Genomic DNA, 15,554 nt, shown 5'->3' with positions numbered 1-15,554 from the left:
CCTAGTCGTCCGTCCGTTCCTTGTCCGCCAGGTGGATCACGCACACCGTCACCGCGATCAGCAGCGCCGGGTCCGCGTCGTCGCGGACGACGTCCACGCCGTACGTCTCCCTCACGTGCAGGAAGCGCCGCGAGATCACGGCGAGGAGTTCACCGTCGTACTCGATGGCGAACTCGCGGTCGAGGATCTTGCCGCTGACGTCGAGTTCGGTGCCGTCGACCAGGCTCACCTTGTAGTGGTTGCGCAGCAGCGACAGCCGTTTGCGCCTGATGCGGGCCAGCGGCTCGTCGTCCCGCTCGATCAGCATGGTGTCCCGCAGGGCGAACATCTTCTGCCGGATGTCGACCAGCACGCGCCCCTGGGTGTCCTTCAGCTCGAAGGTGTCCCGCAGCCGCATCGCCTTGCCGTCGACCAGGTAGGCCTTGTTGCCTCTGTCGTCCTCGATCCAGTAGTCGTCGCCGAAGCCGAGGAGCCGTTCGCGCACGAGGTATCTCATGCCATGACCGGTTCCCCGGCGGCGGGCCCGAAACGCCGCCGGTAGGCCGACGGGCTGAGACCGGTCTCGCGCCGCAGCCGCGCCCGCAGGTTCGCCGCCGTGCCCAGACCGCAGCGCGCGGCCACCACGTCCAGCCGTTCCTCGCCGCGTTCGATCAGCCGGCACGCCAGCGCCACGCGCTCCACGGTCAGCCACGCCAGCGGCGTCGTACCGAGCTGCGCGCGAAAGCGCCGGTGCAGGGTCGCCGGGGACACCGCCGCCCGGGCCGCGAGGTCCGCCACGGTCAGCGGCTCGCCCAGCCGCTCCTGCGCCCACGCCAGCAGCGGCCCCAGGGACTCGTCCGGCACGTCCGGCAGCGGCCGTTCCACGAACTGCTTCTGACCGCCGTCCCGGTGCGCGGCGAACACCAGACGCCGGGAGACCGCGTTGGCGATCTCGGCGCCGTGGTCCCGCCGCCAGACGTGCAGGCCCAGGTCGAGGGCCGCCGCGCTGCCCGCCGCGGTCAGCAGGTCGCCCTCGTCCACGAAGAGCACGTCCGGCTCCAGGCGTACCTTGGGGTGCAGCTCGCGGAACGCCTCGGCCCAGCGCCAGTGCGTGGTGGCCCGGCGGCCGTCGAGCAGCCCGGCCTCGGCGAGCGCGAAGCTGCCGGTGCAGAAGCTCATGACGCGTGCCCCGCGCGCGTGGGTCCGCCGGATGGCCTCCAGGACAGCGGGGGCGCGGGGCACCACGTTGTCGGGGCGGCCGGGAACGACGAGGGTGTCGGCCTCGTCCACGGCTTCCAGACCGGGCACGCCGGTCAGGGCGAAGAAGCCGTGGTTCATCCGTACCTCGGGCGTGGGTGTGCACAGGGTCACCTCGTAGAGAGGCCCCGGGAGGCCGAGTTCCGGCCGGGGCAGCCCGAACAGTTCGGTCGCGACACCCACCTCGAACGGATTGGTGCCCTCGTCGACGATCACCGCGACCCGGTGCGGTCCCGTCCGCTGAGAGGATCCTTGCGCCATATGCGATTCGTAGCACTCGTGCGCGAACGGCACCACCGCGCACGATGACCTCATGGAACCGATCTCCCTGACCGAGGCCCTGGCATCCTTCACCGACCGGTGGAGCCCCCGCATCGTCACCGCCGTCAACGACTACGACGTACGCGTGGCGAAGGTCGAGGGCGAGCACGTCTGGCACGTGCACGACCACACCGACGAGTTCTTCCTGGTCATCGAGGGCGAGCTGCACATCGCCCTGCGGGAGGCGGCGGGCGAGCGCACGGTCGTCCTCCCGAAGGGGGCGGTCTTCACCGTCCCGCGCGGCACCGAGCACAAGCCGTACGCCCCCGTCCCCACCGCGATCCTGCTCTTCGAACCGACCGGCACCCTCACGGTCGGCGACCGGCACGACGACGTACCCGACCATGTGGACGCGACGACGGGCCACGCGCTGGCGTGACTGACGGTCGCGGGACGGCCGGTGGCGTGACTGTCAGTGGCGGGTGGCACTCTTGAGCCATGACCGATTCCGTCCCGGCCCCGAGCCCCCGCCGCGCCCGTGTCCGCGCCCCCGAGCTGATCGGCAAGGGTGGTTGGCTGAACACGGGCGGGATGCAGTACAGCCTCGCCGACCTGCGAGGACGCATCGTCATCCTGGACTTCTGGACGTTCTGCTGCATCAACTGCCTGCACGTCCTCGACGAGCTGCGGGAGCTGGAGGAGAAGCACCGGGACACGGTCGTGGTCATCGGGGTGCACTCGCCGAAGTTCGTGCACGAGGCCGACCACGCGGCGGTCGTCGATGCCGTGGAGCGGTACGGCGTCGAGCATCCCGTTCTGGACGACCCCGAGCTGGCGACCTGGAAGCAGTACGCCGTGCGCGCCTGGCCGACGCTCGTGGTGGTCGACCCCGAGGGGTACGTCGTCGCCCAGCACGCCGGTGAGGGGCATGTGCACGCCATCGAGCGGCTGGTGACCGAGCTGGAGGCGGAGCACGCGGCGAAGGGCACCCTGCGGCGCGGTGACGGGCCGTATGTGGCGCCGGAGCCGGAGCCGACGGTGCTGCGGTTCCCGGGCAAAACGCTGCTGCTGCCCGGCGGGACCTTCCTGGTCAGTGACACGACCCGGCATCAGCTGGTGGAGCTGGCGGAGGACGGGGAGAGCGTCGTGCGGCGGATCGGGTCCGGCGAGCGCGGCCTCGCCGACGGTTCGGCCGACGCGGCGTCCTTCAACGAGCCGCAGGGGCTGGCGCTCCTGGAGGACGGCTCGGTGGTGGTCGCCGACACCGTCAACCACGCCCTGCGCCGCCTGGACCTCACCTCCGGTGAGGTCACCACGCTCGCCGGGACCGGCAGGCAGTGGATGCAGGGCGACCCGAAGTCCGGCCCAGGCCGTGAGGTCAACCTCTCCTCGCCGTGGGACGTGGCGCTCTTCGCCGGCCGGGTGTGGATCGCGATGGCGGGAGTGCACCAGCTCTGGGCCTACGACCCCGCCGAGGGCACGGTCGCCGTCGCCGCCGGCACCACCAACGAGGGCCTGGTCGACGGCCCCGCCGGCGAGGCCTGGTTCGCGCAGCCGTCCGGCCTCGCGGCCACCCCCGACCGGCTGTGGCTGGCGGACTCCGAGACGAGCGCCCTGCGCTGGGTCGACCTCGACGGCACGGTCCACACGGCCGTCGGCACGGGCCTGTTCGACTTCGGCCACCGCGACGGACCGGCCGACCAGGCCCTGTTCCAGCACCCGTTGGGCGTCACGGCCCTGCCCGACGGCTCGGTGGCCGTCAGCGATACCTACAACCACGCCCTGCGCCGCTACGACCCCGCGACCGGCGAAGTCACCACCCTGGCCACGGACGTGCGCGAACCGAGCGACGCGGTGCTGGTCGGTGACGACATCGTGGTCGTGGAGTCGGCCCGGCACCGCCTGACCCGGCTGCGGCTGCCGGAGGAGGCGGTCCGCGTCGAGGCGGTCGCGCACCGCACGCAGCGCGCGGCGACCGAAGTCGCCCCCGGGCGGCTCCAGTTGGACGTCATCTTCCAGGCGCCCGCAGGTCAGAAGCTCGACACCCGGTACGGCCCCTCGACCCGTCTGCTGGTCTCGTCGACGCCCCCGGAGCTCCTGACACACGGCGAGGGCGCGGGAACAGACCTGTCCCGCGCCCTGGAGCTCAACCCCGCCGTGCCGGAGGGTGTGCTGCACGTCTCCGCGATGGCCGCCTCGTGCGACGACGACCCCGCCAACGAATACCCCGCCTGCCACGTCCACCAGCAGGACTGGGGCGTCCCGGTCCGCCTCACCGGGACGGGGACGGACCGCCTGCCGCTCGTCCTGGCCGGGCTGGACGCCTGACCAGGCGGGGCGCAAAGGGCTTCACACCCCGTACCCGTCGCTGTAGCCGTCGCGCCGGTGGTGGTGCCGTTCCTCCTCCACGACCGGCGTCGAGGGCGGCATCACGACACGGCGCCGCCGCGCGATGCTGCTGAACGTCGTGACCCCGATCAGTCCGACGATCATCAGGATGACGCCGACCAGATCGAGATTGACCCCCTCCATGTTCCAGTCGGTAGCGAACGTGAGGATGGCTCCCACGGCGATGAGGATGATGCACCCGCCGAGGCCCATGAGCGTTGCCTCCCTGTTCCGGTCCGGTGATTCCGGAGCTTCCGGTTGCGTTCGGGTACCCGCACGCCCGGAATGCAGTCCTCACCGTCCGTCAACTCACGTGGCGCATCCGTCCTCTCAGCCCTCCAGGAACGCCACCAGCGCCCGCGTCAGCAGGGAGGGGTCCTCCGCGCCGCACAGTTCCCGGGCGCTGTGCATCGACAGGATCGCCACGCCGACGTCGACCGTGCGGATGCCGTGCCGGGCCGCCGTGATCGGGCCGATCGTCGTGCCGCAGGGCATGGAGTTGTTGGAGACGAAGGACTGGAAGGGCACGTCGGCCTTCTCGCAGGCCGCCGCCCAGACCGCGCGTCCCGAACCGTCCGTCGCGTAGCGGTTGTTGACGTTGACCTTGAGGATGGGTCCGCCGTTGACGCGGGGGTGGTGGGTCGGGTCGTGGCGTTCGGCGTAGTTGGGGTGGACCGCGTGGCCGGTGTCGGAGGAGAGACAGACGGTGGCCGCGAAGGCGCGTGCCCGGTCCTCGTAGGAGCCGCCGCGGGCGAAGACCGAGCGCTCCAGGACACCACCGAGCAGCGGGCCGTCCGCGCCCGTGTCCGACTGGGAGCCGTTCTCCTCGTGGTCGAAGGCGGCGAGCACCGGGATGCAGGACAGTTCCTCACCGCCGGTCGCGGCGGCGGTCAGCGCGGCCACGCCCGCGTGCACGGAGAGGAGGTTGTCCAGGCGCGGCCCGGCCATCAGCTCCTGGTCGCGGCCCAGGTACGCGGGCGGCTCGACGGAGTGCACCATCAGGTCCCAGCCGGTCGCCTCGCCCGCCCCGATCCCCGACTCCGCCTCCAGGAAGGCGATCAGGTCGCCGTCGCGCACGTCGTTGCCGAGGCCCCAGACGGGCTGCAGGTGGCGCTGCTTGTCGAGCTTGAGGCCCTCCGAGGACACGGAGCGGTCCAGGTGGATCGCCAGCTGCGGCACCCTCAGCAGCGGCCGGTCCACGTTCACCAGGTGTGTCGTACCGTCGCGCAGTGTCAGCCGGCCGGCGAGGCCGAGGTCGCGGTCCAGCCAGGAGTTCAGCAGCGGTCCGCCGTAGATCTCCACCGCCACCTGGCGCCAGCCGTGCGCCCCGGTGTCGGGCAGCGGTTTGACGCGCAGGTTGGGAGAGTCGGTGTGGGCGCCGACGATCCGGAACGGGGTGTGCGGCGCGGCGCCCTCCGGGACGTACCACGCCACGATCGCGCCACCGCGCAGCACGAACCTGCCGCCGCTCGTCCCGTCCCAGGCGTCCGTCTCCGCGACCTGTCGGAAGCCCGCCTTCTCCAGCCGTTCGGCGGCGTTCGCCACGGCGTGGTACGGCGAGGGGCTCGCCGCCAGGAAGGACATGAGGTCGTCGGTGTGACCGCGGTCGAAGCGGGAGGGTTCGCTCATGGGGTTCACCTTAACGACGTACGAGGGCCCGCTCCCGGCGAAGGGAAGCGGGCCCTCGTGACGAGGATGCCTGCAGGACTAGAACGCCGCCTCGTCCAGCTCCATCAGGTCCAGGTCGACGCCCTGGGCGAGCTTGCGGGCCAGGGTCACGCCCGGCAGCACGCCGGCCGCGAAGAACTTCGCCGCCGCGATCTTGCCGGCGTAGAACGCCTTGTCCTTGGCGGAGGCCGACTCGATCTTCTCGGCGGCGACCGCGGCGCCCTTGAGCAGCAGGTAGCCGACGATGACGTCACCGGAGGCCATCAGCAGACGGGTGGTGTTCAGGCCCACCTTGTAGATGTTCTTGACGTCCTGCTCGGTGGCCGCGAGGTCGGTCAGCATCAGGCCGACGATGGCCTCCAGCTCGACGGCGGCCTTCGCGAGGTGCTCGCGGGCGTCGGCCAGCTCCACGCCACCCGTGCCGACGGCCAGGAACTTCTTGATGTCCTCGGCGAGGGAGTTCAGCGCGGCGCCCTGGTTGCGGACGATCTTCCGGAAGAAGAAGTCCTGGCCCTGGATCGCGGTCGTGCCCTCGTACAGGGTGTCGATCTTGGAGTCCCGGATGTACTGCTCGATCGGGTACTCCTGGAGGAAGCCGGAGCCGCCGAAGGTCTGCAGCGACTGGGCGAGCTGCTCGTAGCCCTTCTCGGAGCCGTAGCCCTTGACGATGGGCAGGAGGAGGTCGTTGAGCGCGTGCTCCGTCTTCGCGTCCTCGCCCGCCGTCTCCTTGACGGCGATCGCGTCCTGCACCGACGCCGTGTACAGCACCAGCGCGCGCATGCCCTCGGCGTACGCCTTCTGCGTCATCAGCGAGCGGCGCACGTCCGGGTGGTGCGTGATGGTGACCTTGGGCGCGGACTTGTCCATGAAGTTCGCCAGGTCGGGACCCTGGACGCGCTCCTTGGCGTACTCAAGGGCGTTCAGGTAACCGGTCGACAGCGTGGAGATCGCCTTCGTGCCGACCATCATGCGGGCGAACTCGATGATGCGGAACATCTGGCGGATGCCGTCGTGCTTGTCGCCGATCAGCCAGCCCTTGGCGGGGTGCTGGTCGCCGAAGGTCATCTCGCAGGTGTTGGAGGCCTTCAGACCCATCTTGTGCTCGACGTTGGTGGCGTAGACGCCGTTGCGCTCGCCCAGCTCGCCGGTCTCGAAGTCGAACAGGTACTTCGGCACGAGGAAGAGGGACAGGCCCTTGGTGCCGGGGCCGGCGCCCTCGGGGCGGGCGAGCACGTAGTGGAGGATGTTCTCCGACATGTCGTGCTCACCGGACGTGATGAAGCGCTTCACGCCCTCGATGTGCCAGGAGCCGTCCTCCTGCTGCACCGCCTTGGTGCGGCCGGCGCCGACGTCCGAGCCGGCGTCCGGCTCGGTGAGGACCATCGTCGAGCCCCACTGCTTCTCGACGGCGATCTGCGCGATCTGCTTCTGTACGTCGTTGCCCTCGTCGTAGAGGATCCCGGCGAAGGCCGGGCCGGAGGAGTACATCCACACGGCCGGGTTCGCGCCGAGGATCAGCTCCGCGTACGACCAGATCAGCGACGGGGGAGCCGTCGTACCGCCGATGGCCTCGGGCAGGCCCAGGCGCCAGTACTCGGAGTCCATGAAGGCCTGGTAGCTCTTCTTGAAGGACGCCGGGACCGGCGCGGTGTTGGTCTCCGGGTCGAAGACCGGCGGGTTGCGGTCGGCGTCGGTGAAGGACTCGGCCAGCTCGTTCTCCGAGAGGCGCGTCAGCTCCTCGAGGATGCTCTTCGCGGTCTCGACGTCCATCTCCTCGAAGGGGCCGGTGCCGTACAGCTTGTCGCGCCCGAGTACTTCGAAGAGGTTGAACTCGATGTCGCGGAGATTCGACTTGTAGTGCCCCATGGCGACGGCTCCGTAGAGAGATCGGCGAGGCACTTGGATCCTCGCGCTAGTTCACGTACCAACAAGTAGCTACGATGATGCTACCCGCCGGTAATAAGAAGCAACCCCGATCCGGTCATCTGTGACAGGTCACACCGGAACCGTCAGTGCCGCGGTGTAGCCCTGCTCGACGCCGCCCGTCACCGTCGCCATCTGCTGGTCGTGGCCGTCGCTGAAGATGTTGTCGGTCTCGAGGGACAACTGGCTGAGGTTCTGCACGCTCTGGCTGTAGCCGTCCGTGGCGTACACCGTGTCGCAGACGTCCTCCGGCAGCGCGAGCTGGGAGGTGTTCGTGATGGAGGTGGCGGCGGTGGCGTCGGCGAGGCTGCCGTAGACCTCGAAGTGGATGTGAGGCCAGCGGCCCGAGTAGCAGGCCGGGAAGATGCTCTTGAAGGTGACCTGGCCCTTGTCGTCGGTCTCCTGCACGCCGCGCAGGTAGTTCTCCTCGGTGACGCCTTCGGAGTACAGGGAGTAGTTGCCGTCCCGGTCGCAGTGCCAGAGGTAGACGGCGGCGCCCTTCTTCGGCGTACCGCAGCCCGAGGCGGCGTCGACGACCGTGAGCGTGATCGTCAGGGGCACGCCTTCGGCGGTGCCGCCGGCCGAGTCGCCGAAGCTCTTCGTGATGTCGCTGCGCACGACACCGCTCTTCTCGAGCACGTTCACGCCGTTCGAGCCGTCCCCGGGGTAGGGGCCGGCGGTCTCGTCGGGAATGGTGGCGCACTCGCCGGCCGAGGAGGACGAGGACGAGGAGGAGGCGGGGGCACCGGAGGACGCGTCCGCCGAGGACGCCGACGAGCTGTCGTCGGAGGTGCAGCCCACCAGCGGCACCAGGCTCGCCCCCGCCAGCAGGCGGATCATCCGGCGGCGGGCGAGGACGGGAAGGTCGTAGGAGAGACCCCTGTCGTGCTCGTGGGTCTCGTCGTCGCGCTGTCCGTTCATGGCAAAAGACGCTATGAGCCGGTGCTGTGGGGCACCAGGGAAAGGGCTGTCAACCAGCTGACAACCTCCTGTCAACTCCCTTACGTTGCCCATGACCCGTCTGGCGGAGCGCCGCTCTCGGTACGCTAGCGCCCATGTACGGCTACGAGCAGAACGTCGGCGCCCAGCAGGGCTACGTCCCGCCGCAGCAGCAGATGCCCGGCGGGTACGGACAGCAACAGGCGCCGTTGTACCCCGAGCCGTCGCCGCCTTCGCTCGCGGACGCGGTGCGCGCCTTCACCACCGGGCAGATGACCGCGGAGGACTTCCAGCAGGTCTTCGCCACGTCCAAGGTGTACTGCCCGCGCGGCGACAATCCGGGCTTCCTCGCGCTGCACAACACCCAGCAGCCGGTGATCCCGATGTTCAGCTCGCTGAAGGAGCTGCGGAGGTACGCGGGCAAGGAGTCCAAGTACTTCGTGATCACCGGCGCCGAGGTGATCGACCTGCTGCCGACCGGCTACGGCTTCGTCCTCGACATGGAGGGCGAGCACCGCATGGTGTTCGACGCGAAGGCCGTGGAGGAGATGGTCGACTTCGCGATGCGGCGGATGTACGGCTGAGCAAGCCCTCCGACGGACATACGGCTGAGCAAGCCCTCCGACGGACATACGGCTGAGCAGTCTCTCCACGGAGATATCCCCTCCCCTGTTGTCACAGCCATGCCATAAGGTGCGCTTGGCAGCCGCGCCCCGCACGCAATCGCTTCCCCGCGATCCGCGTCCGGGCGCCGCGCGGCGCTCTCATCTCCCCGGCACCGTCGGGTTCTCAGTGGGGGTTCATCACTGTGCGCATGCGCAGCACCGCGGTCGCGACATCGCTCGCGGTCTTCTTCAGCTCGGCGGCGCTGACCGTCGTATCGGCAGGCCCGGCGTCGGCTGCCTCCGTCGTCGTGGGCTCGCCCGCGGGCATCGTCGTGAACGACACGCTCAAGCGGGTCTTCGTCGGCGACGACACGAACGACCGGATCGTCGCCGCCGACTACAACGGCAACCGCGTCGACTCGGTGGACGGCATCGACGGCATCTTCGACCTGGCGCTGTCCGACGACGGCACCACCCTGTACGCCGCGGCCCGCGTCAGCCACGAGATCGTGGCCCTCGACGCGGCCACGCTCGATGTGAAGGCCCGGTATCCCGTGGCCGCCGGAATCGGCCCGATCCACCTTGAGCACGCCGGCGGAAAGGTCTGGTTCACCTACGGCGAGTACGGCGGACAGACGGAGAGCGACCTGGGCTCGGTCGACCCTGCCGTGGACCCGGCGAGCGGCACCGACCCGGTGACGCTCGGGCGGCTCCCGCTGGAGAACCACGGAGTCTCGAGCACCGCCTATCTGGACACCGACCCGTCCCAGCCCGGGCTCCTGGCCGTGGGCGCGACCGACTTCTACGACAGCACCAAGGACATGCTGGCCGTCGTCGACGTTTCCGGAGACGCCCCCCGGCTCGTCGCCTCGCACGACGACAGCTACTCGGTGCAGTACATCGGCGAGGACATCGACCTCGCGCCGGGTACCCCGCAGGTGCTGGTCGACGGTATGGACCGGCACGCCTTCGCGGACGGCAGGTTCACCGCGGCCGGCTCCTACCCGTCCGGGCGGACCGCGGACATCGCGCCGAACGGGCTGGTCGCTCAGGTCGCTCCGATCGGCGAATACAAGGTCGCGGTTTACGCGCCCGGCGCGACCACGCCGATCCGGACCTACACCGCCGACGCGTCCGACCTCGCCTGGGCCCCGGACGCCTCCCGGCTCTTCGTGCTCGCGTCGTCGCCGGGCGGCTACACACTCAAGGTCCTCACCGACCCGGCCCGGAGCGTGCCGACCCTCTCGATGAACGCCCCCGCGACTGCCACGCGCGCCAAGCCGCTGACGGTGACGGGCAAGATCACGGCGACGGTCCCCTTCGCGGCCGGCACCCAGCTGGCCGTCACCCGCACCGACCTGGAGAGCCCGAACGGCAAGGCCCTGCCCGCGATCACGGTCAAGGCGGACGGCACCTACTCCTTCAGCGACACACCGCCGGCCGGCGGCAAGGTGAAGTACACGGTGACGTACGCGGGCGACGCGGCGCACACCGCGACAACCGCCTCCGACACCGTCGAGGTCTCCCGCAACTCGACCTCGCTCAGCCTGAACAACAACGGCAAGCTGTACAACTACGGCACCGACGTCAAGTTCACCGCGCACCTCGGTACGACGTACAAGAACCGCACGGTCGAGATCTGGGCCGACCCGTTCGGCGGCGACAAGCCCAAGAAGCTGATCAGGACGGGGCGCGTCGACTCCCGGGGCAACATCGCCGCCCTCGTGGACATGACCCGCGACACCACCGTCACCGCGGTCTTCAAGGGTGACGCCCGGTACCTGCCGAAGACGGTGAAGTCCACGGCGTACGCCCGGGTCAAGATCTCCACGGCCGTCGCCAGGCACTACAAGACGGCCAAGATCGGCTCGACGCTCTACTACTGGTTCCACAAGAACACCGACCCGCTGCTCACCACGACGATGACCTACTACCCGGGCCGTCAGCAGCGGTTCGACCTGCAGGTCTACTACCAGGGCACGTGGTACCCGGCGGGCTCGGAGTACTTCCCGCTCGGTACGAGCGGCAAGTCGGCCATCACCCTGGAGGGGCCCGGCGAGTCGGGCATCCGGGCTCGGATGCGCTCGGTGTACGTCAACGGCTCGTCCGGTGACGCCGTGAACTCCACGACGTACGGCCCGTGGAAGTACCTGTACTTCAGCAGGTGACGCGGCCGGCCTGAGGCAAGGGACGCACCTGTGCGACGACGACGGCCCGGAGGGAATGTCCTCCGGGCCGTCGGTGTTGCCGGGTGGCAGAAAGTTCAACGCTCAACTAAAGTGGAGCGCACGTCGCCCAAGGAGGTACCGACATGCCCGCAGTGACCGTCGAGAACCCGCTGACGCTGCCCCGCGTGACCGCGCCGGCCGACGCCGTCGCACGTCCCGTGCTCGCCGTCACGACCGCGCCGAGCGGATTCGAGGGCGAGGGCTTCCCGGTGCGCCGGGCGTTCGCGGGGATCAACTACCGCCACCTCGACCCGTTCATCATGATGGACCAGATGGGCGAGGTGGAGTACGCGCCCGGGGAGCCGAAGGGCACGCCCTGGCACCCGCACCGCGGCTTCGAGACCGTCACCTACATCATCGACGGGATCTTCGACCACCAGGACTCCCAGGGCGGTGGCGGCACCATCACCAACGGCGACACCCAGTGGATGACGGCGGGCTCCGGCCTGCTGCACATCGAGGCCCCGCCGGAGCAGCTGGTGATGTCCGGCGGTCTCTTCCACGGCCTGCAGCTGTGGGTGAACCTCCCGGCCAAGGACAAGATGATGGCCCCCCGCTACCAGGACATCCGCGCCGGCCACGTCCAGCTGCTCACCTCCCCCGACGGCGGCGCGCTGCTCCGCGTCATCGCCGGTGAGCTGGACGGTCACGCCGGTCCCGGCATCACGCACACGCCGATCACCATGATCCACGCGACGCTGGCGCCGGGCGCGGAGATCACCCTGCCGTGGCGGGAGGACTTCAACGGGCTCGCGTACGTGCTGGCGGGGCGGGGCGCGGTGGGCGCGGAGTGCCGCCCGATCCACCTGGGCCAGACCGCGGTCTTCGGCGCCGGCGGTTCGCTGACCGTCCGCGCGGACGAGAAGCAGGACTCCCACACGCCGGACCTGGAGGTCGTCCTCCTCGGCGGACAGCCGATCCGCGAGCCGATGGCCCACTACGGCCCGTTCGTCATGAACACCAAGGACGAGCTGATGCAGGCCTTCGAGGACTTCCAGAAGGGCCGCCTGGGGACGATCCCGGCGGTGCACGGCATGACCGAGGGGGGGTTGTAGGTCTCGCGAGGTATCACACGCGAAGGAGCCCTGTCCGGCAATGGACGGGGCTCCTTCGCACGGTGAGCGCAGCACCTCAAAGGACCGCTACGAGGGACGATTCAGCTCCGGACTCGGCGCGCTGCGGAACAACCAGCCGCATCGGCAGCTGCTGGGGTGACGGATGCGCTCAGGACTTCGCAGGAGCTGGGCTGTCCGAAGACCAGAAGTCGGATGTGACGTCGGGACGCGGGATGGGGCCACCGGCGTAATTGGGTCCGTTGCTCGGCGTGGTGGGGTCGGAGACTGCGGATTCCTTCACACACGGGGTGGCGACCTCGAAGAAAGCCTGTCCTTTGCCGCCGATGCTCATCCGGAGGGTGAAGCCGTCGGAGGACTCGGCGTAGATCGCGGGAAGGTCCTTGTCCTTGTTGACCGCCGTGATCTCGAATCCCTCGCCTTCCCAGTGTCGCTGGATCAGGCCGAGGAAGTTGCCGCGCCGCTGCTCGGAGATGACGGTCATGACGGCCCGGCGCCGCGACAGGTCGCAGCTGCCGGTGGTGGTCTCTCCGTGGGTCCACTGCACGCCGGGCTTGATCGCCTTGAAGGTGGCATCGAGGATGGCATCCGCACGGTCCGCGGCGTCCTGCATGTTCATGGTCGGCCCCTTCGTCTTCTCCGTGCTCGGGGTTTCGCTGCCGATCAGGCCGCAGCCGGCCAGCAGGAGGGTCGCGGCGGCGGATACGGTCGCGTGAGCGATCCGGTGCCGTGCTTTCATCGCCCGGTCTCCATGATGATCTTGTCGGAGCTGCCCGAGACGATCTTGGCGATGTTGTCTGCGGACACCTGGTCTTTGGCGGGGTTGAAGTAGTTGGAGTGAGCCTCGACCCCGCCTTCTCCCAGCGTGGGGCCATCATCTGTCAGGAAGCGCTGGGCACCGAAGTCCTTGTGGGCCGGGTCGGTTCCGAACCAGAGCTGACTGCCGTCGGGATCCGCGGCCGCTCCCACTGCCCAGGCTTGAGCCCCACCGAAGACGAGCGCCAACGGCCCCAGGGAACGTGCGTTGGTCGTCCCCTGCACGAGCGCTTGGAAGCCCGCGTGTTTCTGCTCCTGCGAGGGGAGTTTGGTGACGACGTCGTTGTCCGCCGCGCCGACGAAGACGTGATTCTTGCCGACGTTGAGGTCTTCTGCCTTGTCCGCACCGGTGCCCGGACTGCCGACAAGAATGATGTCGTCCGCTGCAGGTATGCCCCCTTCGTGCTGTGCGGCCTGTCCCACGGTGAGGGAGCCGTACGAGTGGCCGATGGCGGTGATGTGGGGGTCCGCGTGCTCGTTGGTCGCGCCTATGCCGGCCATGAAGTCGTTGTAGGCGAATGAGCCGACCTGGGCGTCGAACGGCGACATCACATCAAGGTTCCGGCTGAACTCCTGGGCGGGCAGCTGGGGGGCGTCGTACCCGAGCCAGACGATCGAGGCGCTGGACTCGTCGTATTCGCGGGCCCCGATGGCCGTGTCCCGCGCTCGCTTGAGATCGTTGCGGGCGAAGTCCTCGTCCAGCGCTGTACCGAGGCCTGGCACGTATGCGGAGACATTGCGCGAGGCGTCAGGGTTGCCGTAGGACACGATGGCTCGGCCGTTGCCCTCATCGCTGATACCGAGCAGGAGCATCGGGGGTTCGCTGCCGGCCTTCAGCTGGCTGTCGATGGACCGCAGTCCGGCCAGCATGGTCCTCGCCTGTTCGTCGTGCTGCCCTTCGAGCTTCCCGATCAGGAGGGGCAGGTTGTTCCGGTTGGCCTCGTCACGTACCACCGCCGGGATCCCATCCAGGTTCCCGATCACATCCGGATAGACGGTGAGGTACTGCTCGCGCTGCTCGTCGCTCAGGCGGTCCCACCATTCTTTGCGCGCCGCTGGAGACTTGTCGGTGGGGATATCTTCCTTGAGATAGTCACCCGCGACACCGCGGACCGCGGCGGCGTCCCTGGCCGCATCCGCCCAGGTGGCGGAGTCCACAGTGAGGCCCGGTTTGGCCTTGAGTTTGCTCAGCGTTTTGCTGAAGCGTGCGTCGATCTCGTTCGCCTCGTGGACGGCGAGGACGATGCGGTCGGCGATGTCCGCGGCCAGAGCGTAGTTCGGGTTCGGATTGCTGAACTGGGAAGTGTCACTCTCGGTGAGGAGCGCCCCGTCCGGCGAAGGGCGACGGTCCAAGGGGGTGAGGCGGCCCGCAACCTGTCCGCCAGGAACCTTGGAGCCATCGAGCTGACTCTGGCCGGCTGCGGGGTAACTGACGTTGCCCTTCTGGTCGAGAGTGAACTGGCGTTGTGCCGCCTCCTCAAGGGCCTGTTTCAGGTTTCGCTGTGGGGTCCGCAATTCGTGGGCAAGGCTGTTGACGGTGCCACGGATGAGGCCGCACTCGGCATGGAGGTAGGCGAAGTTCTGGCTCAGGACTTTGAGGCGCTTGACGGATGCTTTGGCGGCCTCGCCTTCCTGGGACTTGGCGACCTTTCCGATCATCTCGGCATCCACCCGGTCCCGGGCCGCGTCGGCGGCGTTGCTGACCTCGCCCCAGCCGTCGGCCGCGTCATCGAGCTGGCCCAGGTTCAGATCGCGCAGCTGCTGCCACGTCAGCATGGCCTCACCTCACCTTCGCATCGCCGGAGCCGACGTTGACGGAGTCCACGTCGGTCTTGACCTTCACGTCGGTGCTTCCTAGATCACGGGCGGTCTGGCGCAGTTTAGGACCCAGGGTCTCGCACTCGTCGCGCACTGCCTCCAGGCGCTCCTCCCACGAGGTGAGCACGCTGCGCAGGACGTCGATACTGTCCAAGCCGTTCGTGCCGGTGGAGACGCCGTAGTGTTCGAGTTCGTACTTGTTCTTGATGCTGCCATGCGTGCTGTCCAGCCTGGCCCTGACGCGGTTGGTGCTGATGCGTAGTTCGTCAGCCACCTGGGCGGCGTCGTTCCACGGCTTGGCACTGTGCTTAAGCCGCTCCCCACCGCCTTCTGGTCCCTCGCCGCTCCCGTCAGCCCGGCCCAACTGGTTGAGCTGCATCTGTGTCGAACCGCGGGCGCCTGCGTCGGCTTTCAGCTGCTCCCACTCGTCCCACGCCATGGAATTCGACTCTCCTGTTCATTACTGTCGTAGTGCGCCAACGCTGACCGGTGCAGCTCTGGTGGTCCAAGGGCCGTGGGGCGAAGGGGGCAGGTCCCTGGGCCGACAGGTTCCCCGGAGTAGAGCTCCCTGCGGCAGATGGGCGACTTGGGGCGCTCGC

General features: G+C 69.0%; 14 protein-coding genes. 5 read left to right on the top strand and 9 right to left on the bottom strand.

The window, feature by feature from the left end:
- Position 1: 1 nt before the first annotated feature.
- Positions 2–496, bottom strand: a complete 495-nt coding sequence (locus tag I2W78_RS18625; protein ID WP_196461424.1) for an LURP-one-related/scramblase family protein — start codon at positions 494–496, stop codon at positions 2–4.
- On the bottom strand, positions 493–1,497 hold the full coding sequence (locus I2W78_RS18620; RefSeq protein ID WP_196461423.1) for a helix-turn-helix domain-containing protein: 1,005 nt from the start codon (positions 1,495–1,497) through the stop codon (positions 493–495). Before I2W78_RS18620 ends, I2W78_RS18625 begins: the two co-directional genes overlap by 4 nt.
- Positions 1,498–1,549: 52 nt before the next feature.
- Here I2W78_RS18620 and I2W78_RS18615 point away from each other — a divergent pair, with 52 nt between their 5' ends.
- Both I2W78_RS18615 and I2W78_RS18610 read left to right on the top strand, forming a co-directional pair.
- Entirely contained in the window at positions 1,550–1,936 is a 387-nt protein-coding gene (locus I2W78_RS18615) for a cupin domain-containing protein (protein WP_196461422.1), read from the top strand.
- 59 nt (positions 1,937–1,995) lie between these two features.
- On the top strand, positions 1,996–3,825 hold the full coding sequence (locus I2W78_RS18610; RefSeq protein ID WP_196461421.1) for a thioredoxin-like domain-containing protein: 1,830 nt from the start codon (positions 1,996–1,998) through the stop codon (positions 3,823–3,825).
- A 21-nt stretch (positions 3,826–3,846) separates the two neighbouring features.
- Here the strand turns inward: I2W78_RS18610 and I2W78_RS18605 are convergent, their stop codons facing one another.
- From I2W78_RS18605 to I2W78_RS18590, 4 genes are all read right to left on the bottom strand, one after another.
- Positions 3,847–4,098: a DUF6458 family protein gene (locus I2W78_RS18605; RefSeq protein ID WP_196461420.1), complete on the bottom strand. Its 252-nt coding sequence runs from the start codon at positions 4,096–4,098 to the stop codon at positions 3,847–3,849.
- A 117-nt stretch (positions 4,099–4,215) separates the two neighbouring features.
- Positions 4,216–5,514: a M18 family aminopeptidase gene (locus tag I2W78_RS18600; RefSeq protein WP_196461419.1), complete on the bottom strand. Its 1,299-nt coding sequence runs from the start codon at positions 5,512–5,514 to the stop codon at positions 4,216–4,218.
- A gap of 78 nt (positions 5,515–5,592) precedes the next feature.
- The gene (locus tag I2W78_RS18595) at positions 5,593–7,419 is read right to left on the bottom strand and encodes an acyl-CoA dehydrogenase (RefSeq protein ID WP_196461418.1); all 1,827 of its coding nucleotides are present in this window, start codon (positions 7,417–7,419) and stop codon (positions 5,593–5,595) included.
- Between the two features lie 129 nt (positions 7,420–7,548).
- Entirely contained in the window at positions 7,549–8,397 is an 849-nt protein-coding gene (locus I2W78_RS18590) for an intradiol ring-cleavage dioxygenase (protein ID WP_196461417.1), read from the bottom strand.
- A gap of 134 nt (positions 8,398–8,531) precedes the next feature.
- On the opposite strand from I2W78_RS18590, the gene I2W78_RS18585 reads away from it, so the two are divergent.
- The 3 genes from I2W78_RS18585 (at position 8,532) to I2W78_RS18575 (ending at position 12,303) form a co-directional block, all read left to right on the top strand.
- Positions 8,532–8,999: an SseB family protein gene (locus tag I2W78_RS18585; RefSeq protein ID WP_196461416.1), complete on the top strand. Its 468-nt coding sequence runs from the start codon at positions 8,532–8,534 to the stop codon at positions 8,997–8,999.
- A gap of 230 nt (positions 9,000–9,229) precedes the next feature.
- Positions 9,230–11,188 (top strand): YncE family protein, encoded by a 1,959-nt coding sequence (locus I2W78_RS18580; RefSeq protein ID WP_196461415.1) that lies wholly within the window; start codon positions 9,230–9,232, stop codon positions 11,186–11,188.
- Between the two features lie 143 nt (positions 11,189–11,331).
- Entirely contained in the window at positions 11,332–12,303 is a 972-nt protein-coding gene (locus tag I2W78_RS18575) for a pirin family protein (RefSeq protein ID WP_196461414.1), read from the top strand.
- A 169-nt stretch (positions 12,304–12,472) separates the two neighbouring features.
- On the opposite strand, the gene I2W78_RS18570 is transcribed toward I2W78_RS18575, so the two are convergent.
- The 3 genes from I2W78_RS18570 to I2W78_RS18560 are packed head-to-tail and all read right to left on the bottom strand — an operon-like array spanning position 12,473 to position 15,394.
- Positions 12,473–13,060 (bottom strand): hypothetical protein, encoded by a 588-nt coding sequence (locus I2W78_RS18570; RefSeq protein ID WP_307783717.1) that lies wholly within the window; start codon positions 13,058–13,060, stop codon positions 12,473–12,475.
- Positions 13,057–14,913, bottom strand: a complete 1,857-nt coding sequence (locus tag I2W78_RS18565) for an alpha/beta hydrolase (RefSeq protein WP_196461413.1) — start codon at positions 14,911–14,913, stop codon at positions 13,057–13,059. The genes I2W78_RS18570 and I2W78_RS18565 overlap by 4 nt, the downstream gene beginning before the upstream one ends.
- Before the next feature lie 4 nt (positions 14,914–14,917).
- Positions 14,918–15,394 carry an amino acid ABC transporter permease gene (locus I2W78_RS18560; RefSeq protein WP_196461412.1) on the bottom strand — a complete coding sequence of 159 codons (477 nt, stop codon included), beginning with the start codon at positions 15,392–15,394 and terminating at the stop codon, positions 14,918–14,920.
- Between the last annotated feature and the right edge of the window lie 160 nt (positions 15,395–15,554).

It is taken from the genome of Streptomyces spinoverrucosus (assembly GCF_015712165.1).
Classification (GTDB): Bacteria; Actinomycetota; Actinomycetes; order Streptomycetales; family Streptomycetaceae; genus Streptomyces; species Streptomyces spinoverrucosus_A.
Note: the sequence above shows the minus strand (reverse complement) of the source record. Positions and strands in the feature narration are given on the sequence as shown.